The organism is Ruegeria sp. D7, assembly GCF_056534355.1.
Map to the genome: position 1 here is coordinate 291,330 of NZ_JBQFPG010000003.1, position 26,711 is coordinate 318,040.

28 protein-coding genes and 1 tRNA gene are annotated in these 26,711 nt (G+C 57.4%); 12 read left to right on the forward strand and 17 right to left on the reverse strand.

What is annotated here, in order from left to right:
- Positions 1-26 precede the first annotated feature (26 nt).
- From ACRZ9U_RS06450 to ACRZ9U_RS06465, 4 genes are all read right to left on the reverse strand, one after another.
- Positions 27-103 (reverse strand) — tRNA-Arg (locus ACRZ9U_RS06450).
- 64 nt (positions 104-167) lie between these two features.
- The gene (locus tag ACRZ9U_RS06455) at positions 168-1,550 is read right to left on the reverse strand and encodes a sensor histidine kinase (protein ID WP_480886695.1); all 1,383 of its coding nucleotides are present in this window, start codon (positions 1,548-1,550) and stop codon (positions 168-170) included.
- An 18-nt stretch (positions 1,551-1,568) separates the two neighbouring features.
- The gene (locus tag ACRZ9U_RS06460) at positions 1,569-2,987 is read right to left on the reverse strand and encodes an FAD-dependent oxidoreductase (protein WP_170737487.1); all 1,419 of its coding nucleotides are present in this window, start codon (positions 2,985-2,987) and stop codon (positions 1,569-1,571) included.
- 3 nt (positions 2,988-2,990) lie between these two features.
- Complete coding sequence (locus tag ACRZ9U_RS06465; protein WP_480503723.1) at positions 2,991-3,749, reverse strand: TVP38/TMEM64 family protein; 759 nt, start codon at positions 3,747-3,749, stop codon at positions 2,991-2,993.
- Positions 3,750-4,017: 268 nt separating this feature from the next.
- Between ACRZ9U_RS06465 and rpmH the strand changes: the two genes are divergently transcribed.
- The 11 genes from rpmH (at position 4,018) to ACRZ9U_RS06520 (ending at position 12,925) form a co-directional block, all read left to right on the forward strand.
- On the forward strand, positions 4,018-4,152 hold the full coding sequence (gene rpmH / locus ACRZ9U_RS06470; protein WP_005980833.1) for a 50S ribosomal protein L34: 135 nt from the start codon (positions 4,018-4,020) through the stop codon (positions 4,150-4,152).
- Positions 4,153-4,178: 26 nt separating this feature from the next.
- Entirely contained in the window at positions 4,179-4,604 is a 426-nt protein-coding gene (gene rnpA / locus ACRZ9U_RS06475; RefSeq protein ID WP_170392869.1) for a ribonuclease P protein component, read from the forward strand.
- Entirely contained in the window at positions 4,601-4,834 is a 234-nt protein-coding gene (yidD, locus tag ACRZ9U_RS06480; protein ID WP_170402746.1) for a membrane protein insertion efficiency factor YidD, read from the forward strand. The genes rnpA and yidD overlap by 4 nt, the downstream gene beginning before the upstream one ends.
- A 38-nt stretch (positions 4,835-4,872) precedes the next feature.
- Positions 4,873-5,757 (forward strand): tRNA 2-thiocytidine(32) synthetase TtcA, encoded by an 885-nt coding sequence (ttcA, locus tag ACRZ9U_RS06485; RefSeq protein WP_170402750.1) that lies wholly within the window; start codon positions 4,873-4,875, stop codon positions 5,755-5,757.
- 70 nt (positions 5,758-5,827) lie between these two features.
- The gene (locus ACRZ9U_RS06490) at positions 5,828-7,369 is read left to right on the forward strand and encodes a GGDEF domain-containing phosphodiesterase (protein WP_170402753.1); all 1,542 of its coding nucleotides are present in this window, start codon (positions 5,828-5,830) and stop codon (positions 7,367-7,369) included.
- 126 nt (positions 7,370-7,495) lie between these two features.
- Positions 7,496-9,319: a membrane protein insertase YidC gene (gene yidC / locus ACRZ9U_RS06495; protein ID WP_170402756.1), complete on the forward strand. Its 1,824-nt coding sequence runs from the start codon at positions 7,496-7,498 to the stop codon at positions 9,317-9,319.
- The gene (locus ACRZ9U_RS06500; protein WP_170402759.1) at positions 9,316-10,053 is read left to right on the forward strand and encodes an MOSC domain-containing protein; all 738 of its coding nucleotides are present in this window, start codon (positions 9,316-9,318) and stop codon (positions 10,051-10,053) included. The genes yidC and ACRZ9U_RS06500 overlap by 4 nt, the downstream gene beginning before the upstream one ends.
- The gene (gene yihA, locus ACRZ9U_RS06505; RefSeq protein ID WP_170402761.1) at positions 10,050-10,703 is read left to right on the forward strand and encodes a ribosome biogenesis GTP-binding protein YihA/YsxC; all 654 of its coding nucleotides are present in this window, start codon (positions 10,050-10,052) and stop codon (positions 10,701-10,703) included. The genes ACRZ9U_RS06500 and yihA overlap by 4 nt, the downstream gene beginning before the upstream one ends.
- 147 nt (positions 10,704-10,850) lie before the next feature.
- Complete coding sequence (argB, locus tag ACRZ9U_RS06510; protein ID WP_170392876.1) at positions 10,851-11,714, forward strand: acetylglutamate kinase; 864 nt, start codon at positions 10,851-10,853, stop codon at positions 11,712-11,714.
- 51 nt (positions 11,715-11,765) lie between these two features.
- Positions 11,766-12,431, forward strand: coding sequence for a ferredoxin (locus tag ACRZ9U_RS06515; RefSeq protein ID WP_480901467.1), 666 nt, complete (start codon positions 11,766-11,768; stop codon positions 12,429-12,431).
- Entirely contained in the window at positions 12,428-12,925 is a 498-nt protein-coding gene (locus tag ACRZ9U_RS06520) for a SixA phosphatase family protein (protein ID WP_170402764.1), read from the forward strand. The genes ACRZ9U_RS06515 and ACRZ9U_RS06520 overlap by 4 nt, the downstream gene beginning before the upstream one ends.
- A 47-nt stretch (positions 12,926-12,972) precedes the next feature.
- On the opposite strand, the gene ACRZ9U_RS06525 is transcribed toward ACRZ9U_RS06520, so the two are convergent.
- The 9 genes from ACRZ9U_RS06525 to ACRZ9U_RS06565 all read right to left on the reverse strand — a co-directional run bounded on the left by ACRZ9U_RS06525 (position 12,973) and on the right by ACRZ9U_RS06565 (position 22,983).
- Positions 12,973-13,764, reverse strand: a complete 792-nt coding sequence (locus ACRZ9U_RS06525; RefSeq protein ID WP_304621965.1) for an amino acid ABC transporter ATP-binding protein — start codon at positions 13,762-13,764, stop codon at positions 12,973-12,975.
- 12 nt (positions 13,765-13,776) lie between these two features.
- Positions 13,777-15,132, reverse strand: coding sequence for an amino acid ABC transporter permease (locus ACRZ9U_RS06530; RefSeq protein WP_170402767.1), 1,356 nt, complete (start codon positions 15,130-15,132; stop codon positions 13,777-13,779).
- A 1-nt stretch (position 15,133) separates the two neighbouring features.
- The gene (locus ACRZ9U_RS06535) at positions 15,134-16,402 is read right to left on the reverse strand and encodes an ABC transporter permease subunit (protein WP_170392881.1); all 1,269 of its coding nucleotides are present in this window, start codon (positions 16,400-16,402) and stop codon (positions 15,134-15,136) included.
- 124 nt (positions 16,403-16,526) lie between these two features.
- A complete protein-coding gene (locus tag ACRZ9U_RS06540; protein ID WP_170392882.1) occupies positions 16,527-17,546 on the reverse strand; it encodes an amino acid ABC transporter substrate-binding protein in 1,020 nt (339 codons plus the stop codon).
- Between the two features lie 206 nt (positions 17,547-17,752).
- Positions 17,753-18,460 (reverse strand): ATP12 family protein, encoded by a 708-nt coding sequence (locus ACRZ9U_RS06545; RefSeq protein ID WP_170392883.1) that lies wholly within the window; start codon positions 18,458-18,460, stop codon positions 17,753-17,755.
- A 4-nt stretch (positions 18,461-18,464) separates the two neighbouring features.
- Entirely contained in the window at positions 18,465-19,136 is a 672-nt protein-coding gene (locus ACRZ9U_RS06550; protein ID WP_170402774.1) for an HAD-IA family hydrolase, read from the reverse strand.
- Complete coding sequence (locus ACRZ9U_RS06555; protein WP_170402777.1) at positions 19,133-20,176, reverse strand: RluA family pseudouridine synthase; 1,044 nt, start codon at positions 20,174-20,176, stop codon at positions 19,133-19,135. The genes ACRZ9U_RS06550 and ACRZ9U_RS06555 overlap by 4 nt, the downstream gene beginning before the upstream one ends.
- Positions 20,177-20,280: 104 nt before the next feature.
- Positions 20,281-21,594: a replication-associated recombination protein A gene (locus ACRZ9U_RS06560; protein WP_170402780.1), complete on the reverse strand. Its 1,314-nt coding sequence runs from the start codon at positions 21,592-21,594 to the stop codon at positions 20,281-20,283.
- A gap of 3 nt (positions 21,595-21,597) precedes the next feature.
- Positions 21,598-22,983 (reverse strand): trypsin-like peptidase domain-containing protein, encoded by a 1,386-nt coding sequence (locus ACRZ9U_RS06565; protein ID WP_170402956.1) that lies wholly within the window; start codon positions 22,981-22,983, stop codon positions 21,598-21,600.
- 228 nt (positions 22,984-23,211) lie between these two features.
- On the opposite strand from ACRZ9U_RS06565, the gene budA reads away from it, so the two are divergent.
- Positions 23,212-24,000, forward strand: coding sequence for an acetolactate decarboxylase (budA, locus tag ACRZ9U_RS06570; protein ID WP_170402783.1), 789 nt, complete (start codon positions 23,212-23,214; stop codon positions 23,998-24,000).
- Between the two features lie 87 nt (positions 24,001-24,087).
- On the opposite strand, the gene rplQ is transcribed toward budA, so the two are convergent.
- From rplQ to rpsM, 4 genes are all read right to left on the reverse strand, one after another.
- Positions 24,088-24,510, reverse strand: coding sequence for a 50S ribosomal protein L17 (gene rplQ, locus ACRZ9U_RS06575; RefSeq protein WP_170392888.1), 423 nt, complete (start codon positions 24,508-24,510; stop codon positions 24,088-24,090).
- A 118-nt stretch (positions 24,511-24,628) separates the two neighbouring features.
- Positions 24,629-25,645: a DNA-directed RNA polymerase subunit alpha gene (locus ACRZ9U_RS06580; RefSeq protein WP_010437127.1), complete on the reverse strand. Its 1,017-nt coding sequence runs from the start codon at positions 25,643-25,645 to the stop codon at positions 24,629-24,631.
- A gap of 114 nt (positions 25,646-25,759) precedes the next feature.
- Complete coding sequence (gene rpsK, locus ACRZ9U_RS06585) at positions 25,760-26,149, reverse strand: 30S ribosomal protein S11 (protein ID WP_008757289.1); 390 nt, start codon at positions 26,147-26,149, stop codon at positions 25,760-25,762.
- A gap of 15 nt (positions 26,150-26,164) precedes the next feature.
- Positions 26,165-26,533: a 30S ribosomal protein S13 gene (rpsM, locus tag ACRZ9U_RS06590; RefSeq protein WP_008757392.1), complete on the reverse strand. Its 369-nt coding sequence runs from the start codon at positions 26,531-26,533 to the stop codon at positions 26,165-26,167.
- Between the last annotated feature and the right edge of the window lie 178 nt (positions 26,534-26,711).

Here is a 26,711-nt window from a genome sequence, read left to right on the forward strand (position 1 = left end):
CATCAAAATTCAGGTAAATTACCAAGTGGCGGACCGAGGAGGATTCGAACCCCCGACCCCTTGATTCGTAGTCAAGTACTCTATCCAGCTGAGCTATCGGTCCGCGTTGGTGAGGCGGTATTTAGACCTGAGGCCGAGGGCGCGCAAGTCGATTCTTCAAAAAAACTTCAAAAAGTCATATCACCGCGTGGAAGCCTTATTTCAAAGGTGGTTCCATCTGGCCCTGTGTCTTTCAGAAACAGATCTCCGCCGTGGCCCCGCACCAGTTCTTGCGAAATCGCCAACCCAAGTCCCGAGCCCCCTTTGCGAACACCACCCTGAAATGGTGTAAACAGATTCTCTCGTGCCTTTGGGGGCAGGCCTGGACCTGTGTCGCTGATTTCGATGCACCAGTCGGTATCAAGTTCGGATGCCGACACGGTTACACGACCCGCCTTGCCCGACGTCAGAAGCGCCTGGCGGGCATTGCGCACGAGGTTCATGATAACCCTGAAAATCTGTTCTGGGTCGGCACGGATAACAAGATCTTCGGGTACGTCGTTCACAATCTCAACGCAGGCATCGGCAATGGCGAGTTGCTCGCTGGCGACAACATCTGCGGTAACGTCCCGCAAGCGCACCATGGTCAGGGTTGGGGCTGGTTCTTCGGCGCGTCCGAACGCCAAGGTGCTTTCGCACAAAGAAACCGCCCGCGTGATCGAATTGACAAGTTTGGGTGCCATTCGCGCCACCAGGGGGTCATTGCTGGCCTCAATTCGATCGGTAAACAGCTGAGCAGACGTCAGAATGTTGCGCAGATCGTGGCTGACCTTAGCCACCGCCCCGCCCAACTGGGCCAGACGTTCACGTTGTTTCAGGGCCTGGGTCAGATCGGTTTGAAGCATCTGCAGGGCCTCTTCGGCCTCGCGCAGTTCGGTCACCTTGGAATTGGGGGAGATGATGCCGCGCGCATCCTCAGGTGCGCTGGCATAGCGCTGCATGTAGCCCACAACGCTTTTGATCGGACGCACCAGTACCACGCGCACAGCCAGAAACAGGAACGAGGCCGTTATGATTGAGATCACAAAGGACAGCCCAAGGATGCGGAGACCATAATCCGTCATGGCCATACGCAAAGGCTCACTGTCCATTGTCACCTCGATCAACAGTCCTGCGTCTTTGACCGGCGCGCCGATCACACGAATGACCTCGTTTTCGGGGGTAAACAGCCTCGAGACCGCATCACGGATCAGCACCCAAGCGCTGGCATTACGCAAATCAAAGGTCTTGGTGATCTGGGTCGGGATCGGTGAAGACAGCATGAGCTGACGCACCTCGTCGCGGCGCAATACGACGTTATAGACCCCCGCATTTGACAGCAATTCCGCTTCAAGCTCATCAGCCAGCATATCGTCGGCCAACAAAGCAAGCGAGGCGATCTGGGCGCGTTCCAGCCGGTTCAGCAGAAAATCTTCACGGAAGCGCGCGATCGAGGGCACAAAGATCAGTACTTCGGCCAACATGACGAAGACCGTCGTCAGGATCAGAAATCGGCCCGACAGCGAGTTCACTTTGCGCACCTCCTTGGGTCAGGGAATCCAGCGCTGGACGAACCTGACCACTCTTTTAACCATTTGATTCTCAAACAGCCTTGGAGAGAAATAGGCCCCTGCCACACGTTTGTTAAGCTCTCCGACCGTTGGGTAAGGCGAAACCATCGCTGCGATCTGACCCATCTTGAGATTATTGGCCAGCGCCAGCGACCACAAGTTGATCAATTCTCCGGCCTGATATCCGACGATTGTCGCGCCCACTGGTCGGCCCTTTACGACCATCACCTTGATGAACCCCTTGGTCTTGCGCTCGGAAACTGCGCGGTCATTGTGGTGATAGTCGAACCGGGCAACCTCCACCGCGTCGCCATGCTGTTCACGGACTTGTGCCTCGGTCAGGCCGACCTGTGCCAGTTCGGGATCTGTATAGGTGGCCCATGGGATATGAGCGGTCTTCGCTTTCGACGGAAGCCCCAATAAGGCAGAGCGGATGATGATCCCCGCATGATATCCGGCGACATGGGTAAATTGCAGCCCACCTGCAACATCACCAATGGCATAGACCTTGCGATTGCTCGTGCGTAAAGAGTCGTCCACCTTGATGCCTGCCCGCGTGCTGTCGATCCCGGCAGCGCCGAGGTTCAGACGGTCGATATTGGCCTTGCGTCCGACGGCCAGCAACAGATGAGAGCCCGCGTAGACCTCATCATTCTCAGTGACCACCTCAATGGTGCCTGCATTTTCTCGGATCTGGGACACCATGGCGTTTTCATGGATTTCGACACCTTCAGTCCGAAGACTATTCAGCACGACGGCTGCAGCTTCAGGGTCGTCTTTGCCCAGCGCACTAAGGCCCTCGATCACGGTCACTTTGCAGCCCAGCCGGATATGCGCCTGCGCCATTTCCATGCCGATGGGACCTCCGCCGATGATCAGCAGGTGCTCGGGCTTATCGCGCAGGTCGAATATGGTCTCGTTGGTGTAATACGGTACTTGATCCAGCCCGGGCAGCGGCGGCACCAAGGGCGATGAACCTGTGGCCACCACGACGCGACGGGCGGTGATCAGGTGATCTCCGGCCTGTACCTGCGTGGGTGAGATGAAGCGACCGTACTCCCGGATTACCTTGACGCCAAAGCCTTCAAAACGCTCCTGACTATCCATGGGTTCGATCTGGGCGATAACACTCTGCACATGATCCTTGGCAGCTGCGTAATCCACTTGTGGCATCGCATCCGCGACGCCAAAAGCCGACGCGTGGGCCTGAGCATATGCAGCCTTGCCGCTGGCGATCAGAGCTTTGGATGGGACACAGCCGAAGTTCAGGCAATCCCCACCCATCTTGTGGCCTTCCAGCAGGATGACATCCGCACCCATCTGGCTGGCCCCGGCGGCTACAGACAACCCGCCTGACCCGGCCCCGATCACCAGGATATCGGTTTTCAACTCTTGCATGGATCAGGAACCCTTTCGACCACGGAGGGATTTGATGACAATCGGCAGCGCTGCCAGCGCGCACAAGCCAATAATTGGCCCGATCACGAAGGGTTCCCATAACAGCGAGACATCAGGGGTTTCGCCGCGATCAAAGACACCACCCAGCCCAACACCAATCCAGGTATAGACAATCCCACCAGGGATGATGCCCAGCGCCGTCGTGATCAGGAAGTTTCGGAACTTTACCCCAACCAATGCGGGCACCAGATTGGCAACGAAGAAGGGCACCACAGGTACAAGACGCAGCAGGAACAAAACCGAGATTTCATTCTCACGCAGCCCGTCCTTCAGTTTCTTGACCGTCCCTTCCGAGGCTTCAAGCTTGGCGGTCAGAGATTCACCCAAACCCCAGCGTGCGGCTAGAAAGATCGTCGAAGCGCCTATGGTTGCGGCAAAAACATTAAAAGCCGTTCCTGCAAGCAACCCGAACAGGAACCCACCGGTCATCGAAGCAACCGCAGCGCCAGGCAGCGAGAAGGCAACAATAATGATGTAAATCCCCACGAAAGCCGCAGCCATCGCCCAGTAGTTTGAATCGCGCCAGGCCAGCAAAGCCTCGCGATTGTCGCGCAGGGTTTCAAAGGTCAGATAGTCGCCCAGCGCAAAGAACCCCACGGCGGCAACGGCGAGAATCACCGCCAAAGGGATATGACGTGCCAGCCCGTTGCGCGGGATCTTGGTGGTTTCGTTCATCTGGGTAGCAGGTTCTTGTTCATTCATCTTGCCCACAACATGCGCCGCCCGCGCGCGCTGCAACAGAGGCCTCACGGGGCCTTGATGTTTATGGCACTTAATGTGAGGGATACGCGCTCTGAACCCGGTTTTTGAAATCTTTTGCCCGGGCAGATTACAGATTTGTTGCAAAACGCACCAAAACCCCCACCTAGGGGTTTGACTTACCCCCCGCTACCCAGTAGAGGACGGGCTTCGAACACTAGGGCTAGGCGAATCCGCGCCGCACCCACCGCTATAGATTGGAGACGGAGCGATGAAACGCACCTATCAGCCTTCGAACCTGGTTCGCAAACGCCGCCACGGTTTCCGCGCGCGCATGGCTACCAAAGCCGGCCGCAAAATCCTGAACGCACGTCGCGCACGCGGCCGCAAGTCGCTGAGCGCATAAGCCGCTCGACCTTTCAGGTTATGAACATGACGCCGCCGGAGGCCCCTGAGGATGGTAACAACCAGCCGAGGGTGATGCCCCCGGCGGCGTCCGTTTGCGCATCTGAATCATTGACCGTACTGCAGAATCGCTCGGACTTTCTGAAAGCCGCGCGGGCCAAACGGCAAGGCACTGCATCGATGATGGTGCAGGCGCGTAAACGTGGCGCTGATGAGGCTGCGGGCATTCGCATCGGGTTCACCTGCTCAAAGAAGGTCGGCAATGCCGTCGCCCGCAACCGCGCCAAACGCCGCCTGCGTGAAGCCGCGCGAGCCGTATTACCTATTCATGGGCATGCGGGCTGGGACTACGTGTTGATCGGCCGCGCCGAGGTTACCGCTGCACGGCCCTTTGATGCGCTTAAAGACGATTTGCGCTATGCGCTGCGCAAAATACACGGGGGTGGCAAATGACCCTCTTTGCCCATCTCCTCGCCCTGCCCGTCCGGGCCTACCGGTTGATCTTCAGCCCCTGGGTTGGATTTAACTGCCGCTATCAGCCGACTTGTTCCGCCTATGCACTGGAAGCGCTTGATAAACACGGCGCCATCAAGGGCGCATGGCTGTCGGCGCGCCGGATCGGGCGCTGCCATCCGTGGGGTGGCGATGGCTATGACCCTGTGCCCGACGACGAACGACCCTGACCCTTGCCCGGTTCACCCAACTGCGATAGGCCCAGCCCATGTTTGATGAAGCCGACGATATCCATCCGCTTTTTGCCGGTGCGCCTTCAACCACCGAGTTCAAGAAGCTGCGCAAGCGCATCGTGCGCCAGACGCGCGAGGCCATTGAGCAGTACGGCATGGTGGACCGCACCGCCGAAGGTAAAACACCCCGCTGGTTGGTCTGCCTGTCGGGCGGCAAGGACAGCTATACCCTTCTGGCGGTGCTCTACGAACTGAAATGGCGCGGTCTGCTGCCCGTGGATCTTCTGGCCTGCAATCTGGATCAGGGGCAACCGGGGTTCCCGGCAACAGTCCTGCCAGAATTCCTAGACCGTATGGGGGTGCCACATCGGATTGAGTATCAGGACACCTATTCCGTTGTGATGGACAAAGTTCCGCAGGGCCGCACCTATTGTGCGCTGTGTTCACGCCTGCGTCGGGGCAACCTCTATCGTATCGCGCGCGAGGAAGGTTGTTCCGCAGTTGTGCTTGGCCATCACCGCGATGACATCCTTGAAACCTTTTTCATGAACCTGTTCCATGGCGGTCGTCTTGCAACCATGCCACCAAAACTGGTGAATGAAGAAGGTGATCTGTTCGTCTATCGCCCGCTGGCCCATGTGGCCGAGGCGGATTGCGAGAAATTCGCCAAGGCGATGAACTATCCCATCATACCCTGCGATCTGTGCGGCAGTCAGGACGGGCTGCAGCGCCAACAGGTCAAGCAGATCCTCGATCAGTGGGAAAAGAACAGCCCCGGCCGGCGACAAGTGATGTTTCGGGCATTGACCAATGCGCGGCCTTCGCATCTTCTGGACCCAAAACTGTTTGATTTCGCAAATCTTTCGATCGATCCGATTCAAAAAGACGAAAATTCAGACGATATTCCCCAGTTACGTTAACGCCTGACTCAGATTGATTTCCTACGGTTGGCTTGCGCGATCCTAGCCCAAGCTGAAGGCCGTAAAACCTATGCGGAAATTCCTGTTTGTCGACCGTTGTTCCGAAACGCTGCGGATATTTCTCACCGGACCGCAGGTTCTGGCATTTATTCCCGCGGCGTGTTTAGCCGCCTTCTGGTTGGTCGGTGAACGTGCACTTGTTACCACGGCTTTGGGTTTGCCCCTTGCTTTTGCCGTCATCGGAAATTGGGGAAGCCGTTCTTATACAGCCCACAGTTCAGGTATGCGCCCCAGCGGCCTGGTTCCATATGACGTATTCCAATCAGAGTTGGAGGCGTTGAGTGAATCGGTCAGCAAATCAGGTGAGAATGCCGCCTGTATCGCAATTGCTTTGGACGGCTATGCCGAGCTTCAGGATCTGCACGGTCAGGCTGCCGCCACTCATGTAAAGCAGCAATTCAGTGATCGTATCCTGTCGATCATCCGAAATCAGGACATCTTTTCGCAGATCGATCAGAACCGGTTTCTCATTGGCCTGCATCCCTCCCCACATCTTGATCTGGAAGCCTGCATTCAAATGTCTGGCCGCATCCAAAGCGCAGTCGAAGAGCCGCTTTTGTTGAATGGCACAGGAGTTTACCAATCCTGCTCAATCGGATTCTGCCTGCATTCAGACCTGCGACAGGTCGAGGCTGATGAGTGGATTGGCGCCGCCACCGCTGCACTGTCCGAAGCGCAAAGAAGCGGTCCCTCGACCATACGCGCTTATTCAACCGGGACCCGTCGGCGATCCCTGGTCCGAGCCAATTTGAGAAAAGAGTTCGAGGCGGCATTGGACAATGGAGAGATTCGGCCCTGGTTTCAGCCTCAGGTTTCAACGGATAATGGGAACATCACAGGGTTCGAGGCTTTGGCAAGGTGGGAGCATCCAATAAAAGGTGTTCTCAGCCCGCAGGTATTCCTGCCCTTCGCCAAGCAAGCCGAACTGATGGAGCGGCTAGGCCAAATCATGCGTCACCATGCTTTTAAAGCGATGCAAGCTTGGGATCGTGCAGCATGCGTTGTGCCCCGGATCGGTATCAATTTCTCATCCGATGAGTTGCGCAATCCCGGCTTGATCGACCGCCTGAAATGGGAGTTGGATCAGTTTGATTTGACACCGGATCGGCTGGCGGTTGAGATTCTGGAAACCGTGTTCTCGCGCAGGCCGGATGACGTGATCACGCGGAATGTAACCGGCATGGCTGCGCTTGGATGCTGTATCGACCTGGATGACTTTGGAACCGGCCATGCCTCGATCGCCTCGATCAAGCGGTTTGACGTCTCGAGGATCAAGATTGATCGGACATTTGTCACCAAATCGGATCAAGATCCCAGCCAGCAGCAACTGGTCAGCGCCATTCTGACCATGGCTGAACGTCTGAACCTCGAGACGCTCGCCGAAGGCGTGGAAACGCCCGGCGAGCACGCGCTGATGGCGCAATTGGGCAGTAACCACGTTCAGGGGTTCGGAATTGGAGAGCCAATGCCATTTGAGCAGACCCTGGATTGGATCGCGGCGCATCGTGCCAAGATCAGGGGTGCATCCAAGATCGGTCGCAAAATGGGATGAAATCTGCAATTACGGTGCGCCAAATCCAGCGTCTGGGCGATTCAACGGGCGATTCCGCTTGACCTTTGGGGCTGCACTCTGTTGAACCCACCGGGTGTGTTTCACTGCTCAAGGTGGCTGTCCCCGATGGACGATCAGAACAAAAATCTCATCCTTGCAACCGCGCTCAGCTTTCTGGTGATCCTTGTCTGGTTCGTGCTGTTCCCACCGCCGGAATCAACCACGACGCAGGACGCTGCAGAAATTGCAGCTCTGGAAGGCGACGAGGTGCAAACACCCAGCGCGACCAGCACCGTGGGTGAAGCCACAGCGACCGCCGAGGAAACACTGCCAGAGGAACAAGCCCCTCGCGTCAACATTGACACCCCCCGTCTGAAAGGCAGCCTGTCCCTGTCCGGCGGGCGGATCGATGAGCTGCTTCTGAAAGATTACAAAGTCTCGATCGAAGAAGGCGCGCCTATTGTTGAGCTGCTGTCTCCGGTTGGTTCGGAATCGGCTTACTATGCCCTTTACGGCTGGGCACCGGGTACAGGAGTTGCAGGTGCGGATGTCCCGGGCCCCAACACGCTCTGGACATTGGAAGAGGGTGAGACGCTTGGCGTAGACAACCCCATCACGCTGGCCTGGGACAATGGCAATGGCCTGACTTTCCGCCGCACCATCGCGGTCGACCAGGACTACATGTTCACAGTTACCCAATCGGTTGAAAACGCGACCCAATCCGAGGTGGGCATGGCCCCCTATGGCATTCTTGCACGCCACGGTATTGGTGAAGACGGCGACCTTCCGGGCCTGAAAAACTTCTTCATCCTGCATGAGGGTGTGATCGGCATGGCGGACGGCACGCTGTCAGAAGTTGACTATGGTGATGTCCGCGATTTTGACATCGACCCGAACGAACGGGCGCAGGCCGAGGTCTATCAGGTCAAGGAAGATGGCTGGATCGGCTTCACGGATCACTACTGGATGACCACGCTGATCCCAGAGCCGGGCTCGACCTTCAAAGCAGCCGCAAAATATGACTCGCGCCGCAAAATCTATCAAACCGAAACGGTGCTGCCGACGCTGACTGTAGCGCCGGGTGAGACTGCCGAAGTGACCACACGCCTGTTCGCTGGTGCCAAGGAATGGGAAGCCATTCGGGAATACCAGGCGGAAGGCGTCCAGAAATTCATCGACAGCATCGACTGGGGCTGGTTCTTCTTCCTGACCAAGCCGATCTTCTGGCTGCTGCACAACATCAATCTGCTGATCGGCAATATGGGCTGGTCGATCATCGGCCTGACCCTGATCATCAAGGCGATTCTGTTCCCGCTGGCTTTCAAATCCTACGTCTCGATGGCCAAGATGAAGGAACTGCAGCCCCAGATGGAAGCCTTGAAAGAGGCCGCAGGGGATGACCGCCAGAAGATGCAGCAAGGCATGATGGAGCTGTACAAGAAGGAAAAGGTTAACCCGGCCGCAGGCTGTTTGCCGATCCTGATGCAGATCCCCATCTTCTTCTCGCTGTACAAGGTGATTTTTGTCACCATCGAACTGCGTCAAGCCCCATGGTTTGGCCCGTTCCAGGACCTCAGCGCTCCGGATCCTACCTCAATCTTCAACTTCTTTGGTTGGCTGCCTTGGGCGGCACCGCAGCCTGAAAGCTTCATGGCGCTGATCTTTATCGGTATCCTGCCACTGCTGCTGGGTATCTCGATGTGGCTGCAGCAGAAACTGAACCCGGCACCGACCGATGCAACACAGGCGATGATCTTTGCCTGGATGCCATGGGTGTTCATGTTCATGCTGGGCGGATTTGCCAGCGGTTTGGTGGTCTACTGGATCGCGAACAACACGATCACATTTACCCAGCAATACCTGATCATGCGGAGCCAGGGCTATACGCCCGATGTATTCGGCAACATCAAATCAGGCTTCAAACGCACGCCAAAGACGGACGACAAATGAGCGGTTCGGTCACCAGCATTTGGCGGCACCCGATCAAAAGTCACGGGCGTGAACGCCTTGATCGCATTACCATGATCCCCGGGCATACCATGCCCGGGGATCGTGTTTGGGCGGTTGCACATGAGGCGTCGAAAGCGGATGGGTCGGAATGGGCACCCTGCGCCAATTTCAGCCGAGGCGCGAAGGCCCCTCAGTTGATGGCAATCTCGGCGCAGCTGCAAGGCGACTCGGTCACGCTGAGCCATCCCAATCGCCCCGATCTAAGCTTTGAGCCCGACGCGCATCAGGACACCTTTCTGGACTGGGTCAAACCGCTGATGCCTGCAGATCGCGCTGCGTCTGCCCGCATTGTCCGCGCCGCTAATCGCGGCATGACGGACAGCGATTTTCCTTCGATCAGTTTGTGCAACATGTCGTCGCATCGGGCGGTCGAGCAGAAGCTAGGCAGGGATCTTTCTATCGCTCGCTGGCGCGGAAATATCTGGTTCGATGGCCTGCCGCTGTGGAATGAGCTCGACTGGATTGGCCGCGACATCCGGATCGGCGAGGCCGTTTTTCATGTGCGCGAACGCATCACGCGGTGTTTGGCGACAGCCGCCAACCCTGATACGGGTGAGCGGGATGCCGACACACTGGGTGCGCTGAGCAGCTGGGATCATCAGGATTTTGGCGTTTATGCCGAAGTTCTGGAAGGCGGCACCATTCACACCGGTGACGAGGTTCAGGTTCTATGACCCCACTTCCCTTTCCACTAGCTGAAACGCCAGATGAATTCGCAACGGAAACCGGTCGAAAGCTGTTTGCCGGGCCATCCGAATTCGTCAAAGGCGTCGTTGCCATGGATGGCCTGCCTGCCCCCGATCGGCTGGAGGTATGTTTCGCCGGGCGTTCGAATGTCGGTAAATCCAGCTTGATCAACGCGCTAACGGGCACCAAGGGGTTAGCACGTGCCTCGAACACGCCGGGGCGTACTCAAGAAATCAACTTTTTCACGCAAGGGCCTGAACTCTATTTGGTCGACCTGCCTGGGTACGGGTATGCGAACGCGCCGGTGAAGGTCGTGGAAAAATGGCAACGTCTGCTGAAACAGTATCTGAGTGGACGTCAGACCCTGCGCCGTGCCTTCGTCCTGATCGACTCGCGCCACGGGGTGAAACCTGTGGACGCCGAGATCATGAAGCTGCTGGATACCAGCGCAGTGACCTTTCAGTGCGTTCTGACAAAGGCCGACAAGGTCAAAGCAAAAGACCGGGAAAAAGTGCTGGACCAGGTGCGCGCCGCGCTTTCGAAACATCCTGCGGCCTTCCCCGAGATCGTGTTGACCTCATCCGAGAAGGGCGACGGCATTCCGACCCTGCGTTCGATCATTGCGCATCTGGAGTGACGTTGTTCAGCAATATCCAAGTCATGAGCTAAGGAAGCCGGGCTGCGCCCATCGGGTACGGCCCGTTCAGATTGGCTGTTTCCGCGATCCGGTCTTGGCACCATCCTCCAAACGCCCTAACACAGGGTCCCAGAGGGACACTCAGCCATGAAGACACGAGATATGAACCGGGATTGGATCGCCACCGCCGCCACATTGAACAGCGCCCTGCCCTATCTGCAGCGATACGACGGTGCGATTGTCGTCATCAAGCTAGGTGGCCACGCCATGGGCAGCGACGAAGCCATGGAAAGCTTTGCGCGCGATGTGGTGCTTATGCGTCAGGTTGGCGTAAACCCGGTCGTCGTGCACGGCGGTGGCCCAATGATCAATGCGATGCTCGACAAACTGGATATCCAGTCCGAGTTTGTGGGTGGTAAACGCGTGACGGACAAAGCCACAGTCGAAGTGGTCGAAATGGTCCTGTCGGGCCTTGTGAACAAGCGGATCGTGCAGGCGATCAATGCGCAGGGTGGCATGGCTGTGGGTCTGTCGGGCAAGGATGCCCATTTGATGATGTGCGAACAGACCGACGCCTCGCTCGGGTTTGTCGGCACACCGTCCGAGATGAACCCCAAAATCCTGCATGACCTGTTTGCGCATGATGTTATCCCTGTGATCGCGCCGCTGGGCGCAGGTCGGAATGGCGAAACCTTCAATGTGAATGGCGACACTGCAGCCGGGGCGATCGCCTCAGCTCTTAAGGCAGACCGCCTGCTACTGCTGACCGATGTAGCGGGCGTCAAGAACGCAGCAGGCGATGTCGTGACCGAGCTCAAAGCTGGCCAGATTCGTGAGATGACGCGTGAAGGCACTATTGCGGGTGGTATGATCCCAAAAACCGAAACTGCGCTGGACGCGCTGCATAATGGCGTTCGGGCGGTCGTTATTCTGGACGGGCGCGCGCCTAATGCGGTGCTGCTAGAGCTGTTCACCGAACACGGTGCCGGTTCTCTGATCCGACCTGACTGAGACGTCGGAGGTGGTATGGCGCGGCAGAGCGGGCATAATGCGGTAACAATGATGCCAATCACCGAACCCTATCGAATTGTTGAACAAGCTGCTCAGGATGTGGGTCTTATGGTCATGGGTGCACTTCATCCAAGGCCCAGTGAAGCAAAGCAACTTGATGACGGAACCCTAATCCTTCTGGGGGCTGCGGGGGCATTCTGGCCCGCTCTGAAGGCCTCGGCTGAGTGGCAGGATGGCCAACCCGACCCGGTTGATCGCTGGTCCAGACGGGTGATCGGCCAGCTTGCGCGGGACATGAGGGGCACCGCCTACTATCCGTTCGGCGACCCACCATACGCACCCTTCATTGACTGGGCACTTAAGTCCGGTCGCACCTTCAGCAGTCCGGTCGGGGCCCTGGTGCACGATACGGTAGGGATGATGATGTCATTCCGTGGTGCGTTGCATTTTGCGGATGAGTTCTCAATTCCATCCGTTTCTCAATCGTCACCTTGCACAGAATGCCCCGCGCCTTGTGCAACAACCTGTCCGGTTGGGGCATTGAACACCCACAGCTTCTATGACGTGGCAGCCTGTCATGATCATCTCGATACCAAAGCAGGACACAGCTGCATGAATAAAGGCTGCCTTGCCCGGCTCGCCTGCCCTCTCAGCGCCGGCGCAGAGCGCCAGCCAGAGCAATCTGCGCATCACATGAAAGCATTTCACCGATCATGACCCGCACACTGATCCTAATGCGCCATGCCAAGTCCAGTTGGGGCGATCCCTTTGCCGAAGATCACGACCGCCCGTTGAACAATCGAGGACGCAAATCGGCCCCCGCGATTGGGGCGTGGCTGCAAAGCAATGGCTGGCTGCCGGATGACGTTATCTGCTCAAGCGCCAAGCGCACCCGGGAAACGTGGGACAGGCTGGGGCTGAGCACCCCGGAAATCCGCTTTACCCCCGCCTTGTATCTGACAGGCCCCGATGAGATGTTCGCCGAATTGGCCACAGCCACCGGCAATACCGTACTAATGCTGGGGCATAATCCCGGCATCGCTGCTTTTGCAAATCGGCTGGTACGCAACCAGCCCGATCATTCGAGATTCTACGACTATCCGACTTGTGCAACGACTGTAGTCCGGTTCGATATCCCCGACTGGAATGCGCTCGAATGGCATCAGGGTGAGGTTCTGGGCTTCACGATCCCACGCGAGCTGCTGCAATAGAAAAAGGCGAGGTCGACACCCCGCCTTCTTGGTTTTCTGATCCGAATTTAGTGTCCCAGAATCTGGCTGAGGAACAACTTGGTCCGTTCGCTCTGCGGGTTGTTGAAGAACTCTTCCGGTTCGTTCTGCTCCACAATCTGACCGGCATCCATAAAGATCACGCGGTTGGCGACCTGGCGGGCAAAGCCCATCTCGTGGGTCACACACAGCATCGTCATGCCTTCCTCGGCCAGTTCAATCATGGTGTCGAGCACCTCTTTGATCATCTCGGGGTCCAGCGCCGATGTCGGTTCATCGAACAGCATGATCCGTGGCATCATGCACAGCGAGCGGGCAATCGCCACACGCTGCTGCTGACCACCCGATAGCTGACCGGGATACTTGTCGGCCTGCTCAGGGATCTTCACCTTTTCCAGGAAATGCATCGCGCGCTCTTCGGCCTCTTTCTTGGGCGTCTTGCGCACCCAGATCGGGGCCAGCGTGCAGTTTTCCAGAATGGTCAGGTGCGGGAACAGGTTGAAGTGCTGGAACACCATGCCAACCTCGGACCGGATTTTGTCGATGTTTTTCAGGTCATTCGACAGCTCGGTCCCATCCACAATGATCGTGCCCTGCTGGTGTTCCTCCAGCGCGTTCAGGCAGCGGATCAGGGTAGACTTGCCCGACCCCGACGGCCCCGCGATCACGATCCGCTCGCCCTGATTGACGGTCAGATTGATATCGCGCAGCACGTGGAAGGCCCCGTACCACTTGTTCATGTTGGTGATTTCGATGGCGATTTCGTCGCTCACCTGCATTTTGGAGCGGTCGATTTCGCGTTCAATTGCAAGTTCAGACATGTGTTGAACTCCTTAACGGTGGCCAGTCTGAAGCTTGCGCTCCAGGTACATGGAATAACGGGACATGGAGAAGCAAACCACGAAGAACAGAACGCCGATAAAGGCAAACAGTTCCCAGTAGACGCCGTTCCAGGCGGTATCGGCGCGGATGCCGTTGGTCAGGCCAATCACGTCGAACAGACCGATGATCGAGACCAAAGTCGTATCCTTGAAGATACCGATGAACGTGCTCACGATGCCCGGGATCGAGATTTTCAGCGCCTGTGGCATGATGATCAGCCGCTGCGCCTGCCAGTAGTTCAGGCCCAGACTGTCTGCGCCTTCGTACTGACCACGCGGCAGGGCGGCCAGACCACCCCGGATCACCTCGGCCATATAGGCGGCCGAGAACAGGGTCATCATGATCATCACCCGCAGGATGATGTCAAAATTAGTGCCCGGCGGCAGGAACAGGTTCAGCAACAGCGATGCCACAAACAGCAGGGTAATCAGCGGCACGCCCCGAATGAACTCGATAAAGCCCACGCACAGGTATTTGACGATCATCAGATCGGACTGACGACCCAGCGCCAGCACGATACCGATAGGCAGCGAAACACCAATGGCCACGACACCCAACAGGATCGCTAGCATAAAGCCACCAAAGTCGCGGCTTTCCACCGGCGCGATACCGATCGGAATGATTGCATTGATTGCGTCAGCCACGGAACCGGCAGCAAACAGCCACCATAGTATGGGCAGCGCAATCGCAAGGATAATCGCGGCAAGAGACCCGGCAACCGGAAGCGCAAACTTGTACGCGAAATACCCGATGGCAAATCCGGCGGCGACCATGAGCGGCCCCCAGATCGAGCCACCCCACATCAGCCAAGGCAGCAGGAACGGATAAGCCGCCGTTACAATCAACAGCTTACGCGGCACCTTAGTGAACAACACTGGCGCAATAGCAACCAACAACAGGATGAAGGTTAGGTTCGGACGGAAATAGGCCGGCCATGCCCCTGTTTCAGGCGGGTTCGACCATGTGGCATCCGGATGCGCCGGATACGGCGGATAGAACCCATATAGCAGCTGTAGCCAACGATCCTTGATCACACCCCAGCAGGCATGACCATGCGTATCGCCCCAGGTGGCCATCATGATCTCACGACATTCCGACAGGGAATTGGCGTTCCAAACGGATTCGAACGTCCAGGACAGGATGTTGGAGAGCACATAGTAGATGAAGATCAGCGATACGATCGTCAGGATGGCGTTCAGCCAGCTTGAAAACAGGTTATGCTTGATCCAGCCCAGTACACCGACCTCGGAGGCGGGTGGTGCCTGTTCCGGCAACATTTCCGTGCGGACAAATGAAACATCACTCATATTACCGCTCCACCAGTTTGACACGGTTGTTGTACCAGTTCATCACCGCCGAAATGCTCAGCGAGATGGACAGGTAGACCAGCATCAGCAGCAGAACGCATTCCAGCTCGCGACCGGTCTGGTTCATTGTGATGCCACCCAGCGTACCCGTGATGTCCATATATCCGACCGCGATCGCCAGCGACGAGTTCTTGGTCAGGTTCAGATAGTTCGAGATCATTGGCGGGATGATCACCCGCAACGCCTGCGGCAAGATCACCAGACGCATGGTCCGGCCCGGGCGCAGGCCCAGTGCGGATGCAGCCTCGGTCTGACCCTTGGAAATAGCCAGAATACCAGCGCGCACGATCTCGGCGATGAATGCCGCAGTGTACAGCGACAGGGCCAGCCACAAGGCAATCAGCGAGTTACGAAGGTGGGTACCGCCGCTGAAGTTGAAGCCTTTCAGCTCAGGGTAGCCCAGGTGAAAACCCAGAACGCCCAGCAGGATAGCTGACGGCACGAACAAAAGGCCCAGTTGGATGTGCCAGATGGTCGGGCGATCGCCGGTCTTTTCTTGCGTTGAATTGGCCCAGGCCGAAACCTTACGCATCGCAAAGATGCTGCCGCCAAACACGATCAGGAAGGCGATCAGGTCAAGCGAAACATCAAAGCGCAGGCTTGATGTACCGAAAAGGTGGATATCGCCCAATCCGCGCGAGAACAGAAACTCGGGGATATAGACCCCGCGATTTGTGACCGCGACCGTGCCAAAAAGATCCATCGTGGCTTCTGGGTTTTCACCTCGGAAGGCGCGCGGTGCTGGCAGGCTTTCAATCAGGATCGCCATGGCGAACACGATCCAAAGCAGCACTGGAACGTTACGGAACATCTCGACATAGACTGTCATGATCCGCGCGATCAGCCAGTTATTCGACAGGCGCAAAACACCGACCATGACACCGATGATCGTTGCTGTGATACAGCCCAGAACTGCAACAACCAGAGTGTTTAGCAGGCCTATAAACGCTGCGCGCAGATGGGTATCGCGCGAGTCGTATTCCAGCAGGCGTTGGTTGATGTCATAGCTGGCCGGTTCGGCAAAAAAGTCGAACCCGACTGTTCTGCCCAGCGTTTCAAGGTTCTGAATGGTGTTGTTGATAATCCAGGCTGCCAGAAGCATGAAACCGATCATCGCTATGACCTGAATGGTCGCAGATCGGTACCGCGTATCATAAAGGAGCATGGACAGCCGGAAGTGCTCCTTCGGCGGGTCAGTGAGTGTCGTCATGACCTATGTATATCCCCGTGCATCCCGGATGTTGGCAGAGTTTGCCTCTGCTCAGATCGTTCCGGGCGTGTTTCTTATGGAAGGAAAAAGGGCGCGGGTTCCCCCGCGCCCTTTTCCGTGGATCTTAGCGGAAAGGCGGTGCGTACAGCAGGCCACCATCGGTCCACTGTGCGTTCAGGCCGCGTGCCAGACCGATCGGGGTTTCCTCACCGATGTTCTTGGCAAACACTTCGCCGTAGTTACCGCCGACTTTGATCGCGCGCTGTGCCCAGTTCGCGTCCAGACCCAGCATCTCACCCAGCGTACCTTCGGTACCCAACAGGCGGTTTACCTCTGGGTTGTCGGTGGCACCGCTGGACATCTCGTCGATGTTCGCCGAGGTTACACCCAGCTCTTCCGCTGCGATCAGTGCGTTCAGGGTCCAGCGGACCACATCGCCCCACTCGTGATCGCCGTGACGGACCAGCGGGCCCAGCGGCTCTTTCGAGATGATTTCGGGCAGGATCACGTGGTCGCCTGCGTTTTCAAAGGTGGCGCGCGTAGCAGCCAGACCCGATGCGTCGGTGGTGTAAACGTCACAGGCACCAGCCAGATACTGCTGCTGCGCTTCGGCGTTGGTTTCGATCGGAACCGGCTCGTAGCTCATGTTGTTGATACGGAAGAAATCCGCCAGGTTAAGCTCGGTGGTGGTGCCGGTCTGGATACAAACGGTTGCACCGTCCAGTTCCTTGGCCGAGCTGACGCCCAGTGCCTTGGGAACCATGAAACCCTGACCATCGTAGTAGTTGATGCCGACGAATTCGAACTTCAGGTCGACGTCGCGGCTGAAGGTCCACGTGGTGTTACGGGCCAGCATGTCAATCTCGCCCGAAGCCAGCGCGGTGAAACGTGTTTTACCGGTGGTCGGGATGAACTCTACGGCGCTTGGGTCGTCCAGAACGGCAGCGGCTACCGCGCGGCATACGGCCACGTCAAAACCCTGCCACTCACCATTGGCATCGGGGCTGGCAAAGCCGGGTACGCCGGTTGCAACGCCGCAGTTCAGCTTGCCGCGGGCTTTCACGTCGTCAACGGTACCCGCTGCAGCCGCGCCAGCAGCCAGGCCGGCAATGGTTGCCACGCCCAAAATTACGGATTTTTTCATTTTTACCTCTTCCTGATTTTCCATCCCTGAATGGAACGGTTCGATCCGGCGCATAGGCGCCAGAAAGGTTACCCAAAAGGTGTCTCCCCTTTAGTGGCCCGAGTTTGGGCGTATTCATCAACAAACGTCAAGGGCTGGATCAGGGAAAACGATAGGTCTTTTCTGCCAGAATCGGACACAAATTCACGATTTGACGAGAATCCGTCTCAGAACGAGAGGTCAAAGAACTGCTTTGCGTGCAGAAAGGCGGCCCGTTTCACTTCGGCGGCAGCATGTGCCTCATCGTCGTGGCCCCATTGTTCGATCTGCCAAAGCTCGTCCAGCCGAGAAATGCGCCATATCTCGTCCGGTTTGCGCCAATTCTGGGCTGCCGCAAAACCAAGAATCAATGACCCCGACAGGCTGACGAGGTCATGAAACGCCGCCAGCTGGAACGCATTCAGTCCATGCACCCGGTCACGCAGGCCTTGCAGCACCTCGGCAGCTTGCGGTTGATGCACCACCCCTGCACGCGGGATCAACCGCGCGCCCAGGGCGTCCGCAGCCCAATCCAATGCAGGATCCCAGGCCTCGGACTGCCGCTGCTGCAACGTTTCGGGATGGGTCGCCCGATAACACAGCAGATCCGAGTCGCCGTAATCGGCCAGCATATCGGCAACCTCACCATGCTGGTGCCGCACCTTGTCGATCGCCGCATTGGCCGAACGGGTGAATGGCATCGTGGTCGGATCGATTTCCTTTTCCTGTGCATCCCATTCCCGTGCAACGGCCTCGGCCATGGCACGCGTGGGCAGGTCTAGCGCAGCCTTGGCGGGCGTTTTGACCCGCCGACCATCCAGTTCAACCGTATAGCCCACGTCGGTCTCAACGACCGTGCTTGTCGTCCAGAAGCGTTTGGGTTTCCAGTCGCTCATCTCTTTAGCCCCAGATCTTGGCCAGTGCGCCTGGCAATTCTTCGAATGTTTCGATCACATGTGTCGCAGCCGTCAGTACCCGACGATCGTGATAACCCCAGCTGACACCGATCCCGGCAACCTGCGCGGCTGCGGCCATATCCATGTCAAAGCTGGTGTCGCCCACCATGACGGCTTGCGCAGCCGGCACGCCCGTTTCAGCCAAAGCTGTTTCTATCATCGACGGGTGCGGCTTGGACGGGTGGTGATCTGCAACCTGACGAGTAATAAAATGCTGCTGCAACCCATGCCCTTCAAGCAGCGCATCAAGCCCGCGCTGAGACTTGCCTGTGGCCACTCCCAAAAGTACCTCGGGCTGAGCGTGAAGAGCGTCAATCACATGGCGCGCACCGGGATAAAGCGGCGAGCTTGCGGCGCCCTGCTCCAACCTTTGCGCGTGATAGGCCTGCTTATAACCGTCAACCAATGCGTCTTGTATCCGTTCGGACTGATCTGCTGCCAGACGCGCCATTGCATGGGGCAGAGATAAACCGACGATGGACAGGATCGCGTCACGATCCGGGACCGGCAGTGACTGCGCCTGAAAACAGGCGGTCATTGCCGAAACAATGGCACCCTGACTATCGACCAGAGTGCCATCCACATCAAACAGGACCAGCCGCAATGGAGCGTTCATCGCAACTCCTCAAACGGATCATCTGCAGCGAGGTCTTCGGTCCAGCCCAGCGTATCCCAGCTGTGTTTCATATGATCCGGTAAAGGCGCCGTAAGCGAGATGGGTTTGCGGGTCATCGGGTGTTCAAAGGACAGGCTGCGGGCGTGGAGGTGCAGCTTTTTGCTGATGATACCTCCCAACTGCGCGCCCCAGCCATCGCCGAGGTTTTCCTGCCCCGAGCCGCCATATTTCCCATCGCCAATGATCGGGTGGCCGATCGCCGCCATATGTGCGCGCAGCTGATGGGTCCGCCCCGTCACCGGCTCCATCGCGACCCAGGCTGCCCGCCCTGCAACGCGATAGAGCGTTGCATAGAGCGTATGCGCGCGTTTCGCGCCGGGCGTATCGTTCACCTCGCTCGGATGAACAGCGATCATCTTCTCGCCTTCGCCATGCTTACCATGCCCCGGTGCCTTGACCAGCCCGGTCTTGATTTCGCCCAGGTACGGAGTTGGAACACCAGCTACCAGCGCCCAATAGATCTTTTGGGTGTTTCGGTGCCGGAAGGCTGCTGTCAGCCCTTTGGCGGCCTCGCGCGTACGGGCCATCAGCAGAACGCCAGATGTGTCCTTATCCAAACGATGCACAAGGCGCGGGTTCTCGTCATACCCAAAGCGCAACGCTTCGGACAGGCTGTCCACATGGCGGGTTTGACCGCTGCCACCCTGAACTGGCAAGCCATGCGGCTTGTTCAGCGCCAGCACGTGATCGTCTTTATAAATCACGCAAGACTGGATCATCTTTGCGTCAGCGTCTGAGACACGATGCTTCACGACTGCGGGCTTGTGATCCGCGTGCGGCAGCGGAGGCACACGCACGGACTGCCCCACCTCTAACCGGGTCGAGGCCTTGACCCGACCGCCGTCGATACGCAGTTCACCCTTGCGGCACATCTTCTCGATCCTGCCCTGGCTGACATGAGGAAACAGGCGGCGCAGCCAACGATCCAGCCTCTGGTCGCCATCGCCCTCTGCTACGGTGATCACCTGTACGCCGCTCATGCCATTGCCCCTTGTTCCGCACGGCTGATCCGCCCGGATTGTGCTTGTTTCAGTGCCTTAGAAATCATGCGCGTCTGTCGCGCGCATCGGGTGCAGAGTCAAGTCTAGCCCTGATTGCGTTGCGTTCTCAGCTTGGCGAAGTATTCCAGCCGTTTTTTCAGCTCGCGCTCAAAACCACGCTCTACCGGCTGATAGAGAACCGGGCGCTTTATATCATCCGGGAAATAGTTCTGACCCGAGAACCCATCTTCGGCATCGTGGTCATAGGCATACCCTGCACCATATCCCTGATCCTTCATCAGCGATGTCGGAGCGTTCAGGATATGTTTGGGTGGCGGTTCACTGCCCGATTGCTTGGCCAGCCGCATCGCCGCCTTATACCCCACATAGGCCCCGTTAGATTTCGGAGCGAGCGCCAGATACACCAACGCCTGCGCCAGTGCCAACTCGCCCTCGGGCGAGCCCAGCCGTTCGTAGGTTTCCCAACTGTGCAGGCAGATCGATTGCGCCTGAGGATCGGCCAAACCGATATCTTCAACCGCCATCCGCGTGATCCTCCGCGCCAGATAGCGCGGGTCTTCGCCGCCAGTCAGCATCCGCGCAAACCAATACAGCGCCGCGTCAGGGTCCGATCCACGCACCGATTTGTGCAGGGCTGAGATCAGATTATAATGCTCATCCCCCGATTTGTCGTATTTTGCGGCCCGCCGCATCAGGCGCGTCGACAATGCATCCGGGTCCAGATCGGCGTCCACTTTCCAAGCAGCAACCTGTTCAATCAGGTTCAGTAGTGCGCGACCGTCGCCATCCGCCATCTCCTGCAGCGCCTCGCGGGCGGCAGACGTTAGCGGCAAGGCGCGGTCAAGCTCTTTCTCGGCGCGTTGTGTCAAACGCTCAAGATCAGCAAGGCTAAGGCGTTCCAGAACCAGCACCTGAGACCGGCTGAGTACCGCCGCGTTCAACTCGAAGGAAGGGTTTTCGGTCGTCGCGCCAACCAAGAGGATCGTGCCGTCCTCCATATGCGGCAGAAACCCGTCCTGTTGCGCTTTATTGAAACGATGGATTTCGTCAACAAATAACAAGGTGCCCTGCCCGTTTTGACGACGGATTTTAGCAGCCTCAAATACCTTCTTCAGATCCGGCACACCGGTAAAAATCGCGCTGATCTGCACGAAATGCAGATCGGCCTCCTGCGCCAGCAACCGGGCGATGGTTGTCTTTCCCACACCCGGCGGGCCCCAGAAGATCAGGCTGGACAGGCTACCTGACGCGAGCATCACCCCCAATGGCGCATCTGGTCCCAAAACCTGCTCTTGCCCGATCACCTCAGACAGGGATTGTGGGCGCAAGCGATCCGCAAGCGGCCGGTGCGGCGACGCGGTTGGTTCCGCAGAACCGGTATCGAACAAATCACTCACGGATCACAACCGAAACCGCAATGAGATTAACCGGCTTCCCCGCTCAATCTCCATCTGTACCCGGCGAACTGGATCGGTCAGTGCCTGAACGATATCCTCCGGTGTCTCGGTTCTGGTTCCGTTGATACCTTTTACGACATCGCCCACACGCAATCCTGCGCGGCCGCCATAGCGGTTCGGATCAACCACTACGACGCCGGTCTGAGACAGCGACAAGCCAAGCTTTACGATCACCGCCGGATTTACACCCGAAACGATCAGACCTGGCATGACCGTATCCTCGTCCAGCGTAGTCTCATCCGCCGCAGGCGTTTCAGGCGGTTTGATCAGCGCCACTTCAATATCCGAGCGGTCTTCGCCCCGCAGCCGAGTCAGGACCGACTTTCCACCTACCCCGGCAACAGCCATGCGAAATTTCATCTCGGCCGGAGAATTCACCTCGTCTCCGTCGACATGAGTGACAACGTCACCGACCCGCAGACCCGCTTCTGCCAGCGGACTCAGTTCATGCAAGTCAGAAATCACCACACCTAGAGGGATGGCCATACCCAGAGACTCGGCTATGTCCGCGCTCATGTGTTGACCGGCCATTCCTGCCCAAGGACTTACGAAGCTTTCGTTTCCAGACTGCGCCTGCCGCAGGAATTCGGCTACCAAATTGGCCGGAATGGCAAAGCCGATACCGTTCGACCCGCCCGAGCGGGTCAGGATTGAAGTATTGATACCAATCAGATCACCATTCACATCGATCAGCGCGCCACCGGAATTGCCCGGGTTTATCGCCGCATCGGTTTGAATGAAGTACCCTCTTGCGTTTCCGGTTGCGGTTCCTGTGCGCGCCAGCCCTGAAATAATACCTGACGAAACAGTTTGGCCAACGCCGAAGGGGTTGCCAATCGCCAGCGTCAGCTCTCCTACTTCAACCTGATCGGAATCGCGCATCTGCAGGAACGGCAGATCGCTTGCCTCATTCAGCCGCAAGATTGCAATGTCGCTTTCTTTGTCACCCAGAACGACTTCGGCAGTGAATTCGCGACGGTCGGTAGTCACGACCTGAATTTCCGATGCCATCCCTACAACGTGGTAGTTTGACACCACATACCCATCACCAGTGAGGATCACGCCAGAGCCGAGCGAATTCTGCACACGGGGGCGTGGCGTCCCAAATCCACGGCCAAAGAAGTCCTGAAAGAACGGGTCAGAAAACAGTGGATTTGCCCGCCCTTCGCGCACAATCTTGGCGTAGATGTTCACAACCGCCGGGGCAGCCTGCTTTACGACAGGGGCGAACCCGAGGCTGATTTCGGTCTGGCTTTTTGGTACGTGCGTCTCCGCGGCTGCCGGTATTGCGCCCATCAGCAATACTAGGGAACACAATAGTCTTAGCATCATCGGCCCTCCGGCAATATCGCCAACCGGATATGCGGGGCCGATGCAAAGATTGCAAGCGACATAACCCGCTGCCTTCGACAATGCTGAGGACCTACCGCTTTCTTTTGAGCTATTCGCACAAATATCCTGCTTGAGCATTATGGCTTCGCAAAGCGTTGCAAAAGTTTCACAAGGAATTGTGCTATGTGTTGGACTTGGCGCTGAATCCAATCAGAGGGAACGACCATGCACCAAGACCGGGAATTGACCTTTGCAACGGCCCTTGCCTCTCATCATCGAAATAAGAGCTTTGTGCGGGAAGAGCACGCCCACGAGTATTACCAGGCCTCACTACTGAGTGCCGTCATGCAGGGGGTCTATGATGGGACTGTTTCCATCGGTCAGCTGCTGGAACATGGAGATTTCGGTCTCGGTACCTTCAACGCCCTGGACGGAGAAATGGTGGTGCTGGATGGTGTCGCTTATCGCCTGGATGGGGAAGGCAAAGCGACAATTGCGGATAACGGCGCGCTGACACCATACGCAGCCGTCATTGACTTCAAACCAACGATTTCGCTTGCGTTGGATTCTCCGGTTAACAAATCCGATTTCGAGGAGGGTTTGGATGACATGGCCGATGCAAAGAACCTGTTTTATGCGGTTCGTTTCACCGGATTGATCAAACACATTAGGTATCGAAACGTTTTGAAACAGGAACGGCCATACAGACCTTTGCTGGAAGTGGTCAAAACGCAGGCCGAGTTTGAATTGGAAAACGTGGAGGGAACTATTCTCGGGTTCCGCTGCCCTGACTACGCAGTCGGGATCGGCGTACCGGGTTACCACTTGCATTTCATCTCTGACGACCGGACCACCGGTGGGCACGTACTTGATTACACATTGACCCGGGGAAAGATCAAAATCGATCACACGTCGTCTCTTCATCTGGAACTGCCAGAGACAGAGGATTTCTCTGACGCCAATTTGTCCGCGGGAGCGTCGGCGGATGGTATTCTGAAAGCCGAAAGCAATTAAATTTAGGCCGACTTGAATTTTCACACAGAGCAAAAGAAAACCCCCGCGTCTGCGACGCGGGGGCTGAAACTCAGATATAGCCAAGGCTTATTCTTCGTCTGCGGCCTCTTCGGCGGCAACACGAGCTTTGTCGGCCGCGCCCTTGGCGTCGATGTCGCGGTCAACGAATTCGATGATCGCCATCGGAGCCATGTCGCCATAGCGGAAGCCTGCTTTTAGGATACGGACATAACCGCCCTGACGCTCGGCGTAACGAGGGCCCAGAACTTCGAACAGCTTGGCGACGTCTTTGTCTTCTTTCAGCTGTGCTGCGGCCTGACGGCGGGCGTGCAGGTCGCCGCGCTTGCCCAGAGTGATCAGTTTTTCAACGATCGGGCGCAGTTCTTTTGCCTTGGGCAGAGTTGTTTTGATTTGCTCATGCTCGATGAGCGAGCCAGCCATGTTTGCAAACAGAGCTTTGCGGTGCTCATGAGTACGGTTCAGGCGGCGATAACCACGTGCGTGACGCATTTTCTAGTTCCTTCTTTCGCGTTTTGCTTTGTCTGGCCGGCGATGCGTGTCACCGGCTCTCCTTGGGGCGGAAGTGCCCATATGGTCCCCGGCAGCCCGGGCATTTGTGAAGACGCGCTTAGAACGCGTCTTCGAATTTCTTGGCCAGATCTTCGATGTTGTCGGGCGGCCAGTCCTCGACATCCATGCCGAGGTGCAGACCCATGCCGGATAGCACTTCCTTGATCTCGTTCAGCGACTTGCGGCCGAAGTTCGGAGTGCGCAGCATCTCGGCTTCGGTCTTCTGGATCAGATCGCCGATGTAAACGATGTTGTCGTTCTTCAGGCAGTTTGCCGAACGGACCGACAGTTCCAGCTCGTCCACTTTCTTCAGCAGCAGCGGGTTGAACTCCAGACCATCGTCTTCGTCCTGGCGGCCAGCCGATTCCGGCTCGTCGAAATTGACGAAGATTGACAGCTGATCCTGCAGGATGCGTGCGGCAAATGCCAGCGCATCCTCGGGCGTGATCGAACCGTCGGTGTCGATTTTCAGGGTCAGCTTGTCATAGTCCAGAACCTGACCTTCACGGGTCGGCTGAACGTCATAGGCAACCTTTTTGACCGGCGAGTAGATCGCGTCGATCGGGATCAGGCCGATGGGTGCGTCTTCGGGCTTGTTCTTCTCAGCCGAGACATAGCCCTTGCCGGTGTTGACGGTCAGTTCCATGAACAGGTCTGCGCCATCATCCAGGTGGCAAATGACGTGATCACGGTTCAGAACCTCGATGCCAGCGCTTTCGCTGATGTCGCCAGCGGTAACTACTGCGGGGCCTTTGGCATTGATCGACAGGCGCTTGGGGCCTTCGACTTCCATGCGCAGCGACACGCCTTTGAGGTTCAGGATGATGTCGGTGACGTCCTCACGTACACCGGCAACCGAGCTGAACTCGTGCAGGACGTTGTCGATCTGAACGCTGGTGATGGCCGCGCCTTGCAGCGAGCTCATCAGAACACGGCGCAGCGCGTTGCCCAGGGTCAGACCAAAGCCACGTTCCAGCGGTTCTGCAACCAGGGTTGCCTGACGTGCGGGATCGTTGCCCGGCTTGCCGTCAAGCTGGGTCGGCTTGATCAATTCTGCCCAATTCTTATGGATCATGTAATCCCTCCATTCCTGTCCGCGCCCCATGACCAACAAGGTGCAGACGCCCGAGGTTCAAAATGACGTGCTGGGGCCGTGCAAAAACACAGCCCCAGCCTAATTCAAAATCGCTTAGACGCGACGACGCTTCGGCGGACGGCAGCCGTTGTGAGCGATCGGGGTCACGTCGCGGATCGACGTGATGTTGAAGCCCACTGCAGCCAGCGCACGCAGAGCCGATTCACGACCCGAACCGGGGCCCTGAACTTCGACTTCCAGCGTCTTGACGCCATGTTCCTGCGCCTTTTTGCCTGCATCTTCTGCAGCCATCTGAGCGGCGTAGGGGGTCGATTTCCGCGATCCCTTGAAGCCCATGGTACCGGCAGACGACCACGAGATGGCGTTGCCCTGTACGTCCGAGATCAGGATCTTGGTGTTGTTGAAGGTCGAGTTCACATGGGCAACGCCCGATGCGATGTTCTTACGCTCTTTGCGCTTAACGCGAGTCTTATCACGTGCCATCGGTCAGACCCTCCCTTATTTCTTCTTACCGGCAATGGCCTTTGCGGGGCCTTTGCGGGTACGAGCATTGGTGTGGGTACGCTGACCGCGAACCGGCAGGTTGCGGCGGTGACGCAGACCGCGATAGCAGCCCAGGTCCATCAGGCGCTTGACGTTCATCTGAACTTCACGACGCAGGTCACCTTCGACGGTGAAGTTTGCATCGATGTGCTCGCGGATGGCCAGAACTTCGGCGTCGGACAGTTCATTGACGCGACGGTGCGCTTCAATGCCTACGGCTTCGCAGATCGCTTTGGCCGAGGTGTTTCCGATACCGGTGATATATGTGAGGGCGATTGGTACCCGCTTTGCAGTCGGGATGTTTACGCCGGCAATACGTGCCACGTGTCACTTTCCTTTTTGTTGCGGTTCCGTAACTCCGGAACCTTTTTTCACAACACTTGACCGTGGCAGTGACGCCAGAGGGTCCAGTATTATTCGAGGTGGTCGGGGCAATTGGGACGAATCCCGCATGCGGTTTTGATTCCCTTTAGGGATGGGGGTCGATATGGGCTTTTGGCGG

Bases quoted from the DNA above. Each gene is read 5' to 3' on its own strand.
- ACRZ9U_RS06460 (WP_170737487.1), bottom strand. From the start codon at position 2,987: ATGCAAGAGTTGAAAACCGATATCCTGGTGATCGGGGCCGGGTCAGGC.
- ACRZ9U_RS06465 (WP_480503723.1), bottom strand. From the start codon at position 3,749: ATGAATGAACAAGAACCTGCTACCCAGATGAACGAAACCACCAAGATC.
- rpmH (WP_005980833.1), top strand. From the start codon at position 4,018: ATGAAACGCACCTATCAGCCTTCGAACCTGGTTCGCAAACGCCGCCAC.
- rnpA (WP_170392869.1), top strand. From the start codon at position 4,179: ATGACGCCGCCGGAGGCCCCTGAGGATGGTAACAACCAGCCGAGGGTG.
- yidD (WP_170402746.1), top strand. From the start codon at position 4,601: ATGACCCTCTTTGCCCATCTCCTCGCCCTGCCCGTCCGGGCCTACCGG.
- ttcA (WP_170402750.1), top strand. From the start codon at position 4,873: ATGTTTGATGAAGCCGACGATATCCATCCGCTTTTTGCCGGTGCGCCT.
- ACRZ9U_RS06490 (WP_170402753.1), top strand. From the start codon at position 5,828: ATGCGGAAATTCCTGTTTGTCGACCGTTGTTCCGAAACGCTGCGGATA.
- yidC (WP_170402756.1), top strand. From the start codon at position 7,496: ATGGACGATCAGAACAAAAATCTCATCCTTGCAACCGCGCTCAGCTTT.
- ACRZ9U_RS06500 (WP_170402759.1), top strand. From the start codon at position 9,316: ATGAGCGGTTCGGTCACCAGCATTTGGCGGCACCCGATCAAAAGTCAC.
- yihA (WP_170402761.1), top strand. From the start codon at position 10,050: ATGACCCCACTTCCCTTTCCACTAGCTGAAACGCCAGATGAATTCGCA.
- argB (WP_170392876.1), top strand. From the start codon at position 10,851: ATGAAGACACGAGATATGAACCGGGATTGGATCGCCACCGCCGCCACA.
- ACRZ9U_RS06515 (WP_480901467.1), top strand. From the start codon at position 11,766: ATGCCAATCACCGAACCCTATCGAATTGTTGAACAAGCTGCTCAGGAT.
- ACRZ9U_RS06520 (WP_170402764.1), top strand. From the start codon at position 12,428: ATGACCCGCACACTGATCCTAATGCGCCATGCCAAGTCCAGTTGGGGC.
- ACRZ9U_RS06525 (WP_304621965.1), bottom strand. From the start codon at position 13,764: ATGTCTGAACTTGCAATTGAACGCGAAATCGACCGCTCCAAAATGCAG.
- ACRZ9U_RS06530 (WP_170402767.1), bottom strand. From the start codon at position 15,132: ATGAGTGATGTTTCATTTGTCCGCACGGAAATGTTGCCGGAACAGGCA.
- ACRZ9U_RS06535 (WP_170392881.1), bottom strand. From the start codon at position 16,402: ATGACGACACTCACTGACCCGCCGAAGGAGCACTTCCGGCTGTCCATG.
- ACRZ9U_RS06540 (WP_170392882.1), bottom strand. From the start codon at position 17,546: ATGAAAAAATCCGTAATTTTGGGCGTGGCAACCATTGCCGGCCTGGCT.
- ACRZ9U_RS06545 (WP_170392883.1), bottom strand. From the start codon at position 18,460: ATGAGCGACTGGAAACCCAAACGCTTCTGGACGACAAGCACGGTCGTT.
- ACRZ9U_RS06550 (WP_170402774.1), bottom strand. From the start codon at position 19,136: ATGAACGCTCCATTGCGGCTGGTCCTGTTTGATGTGGATGGCACTCTG.
- ACRZ9U_RS06555 (WP_170402777.1), bottom strand. From the start codon at position 20,176: ATGAGCGGCGTACAGGTGATCACCGTAGCAGAGGGCGATGGCGACCAG.
- ACRZ9U_RS06565 (WP_170402956.1), bottom strand. From the start codon at position 22,983: ATGCTAAGACTATTGTGTTCCCTAGTATTGCTGATGGGCGCAATACCG.
- budA (WP_170402783.1), top strand. From the start codon at position 23,212: ATGCACCAAGACCGGGAATTGACCTTTGCAACGGCCCTTGCCTCTCAT.
- rplQ (WP_170392888.1), bottom strand. From the start codon at position 24,510: ATGCGTCACGCACGTGGTTATCGCCGCCTGAACCGTACTCATGAGCAC.
- ACRZ9U_RS06580 (WP_010437127.1), bottom strand. From the start codon at position 25,645: ATGATCCATAAGAATTGGGCAGAATTGATCAAGCCGACCCAGCTTGAC.
- rpsK (WP_008757289.1), bottom strand. From the start codon at position 26,149: ATGGCACGTGATAAGACTCGCGTTAAGCGCAAAGAGCGTAAGAACATC.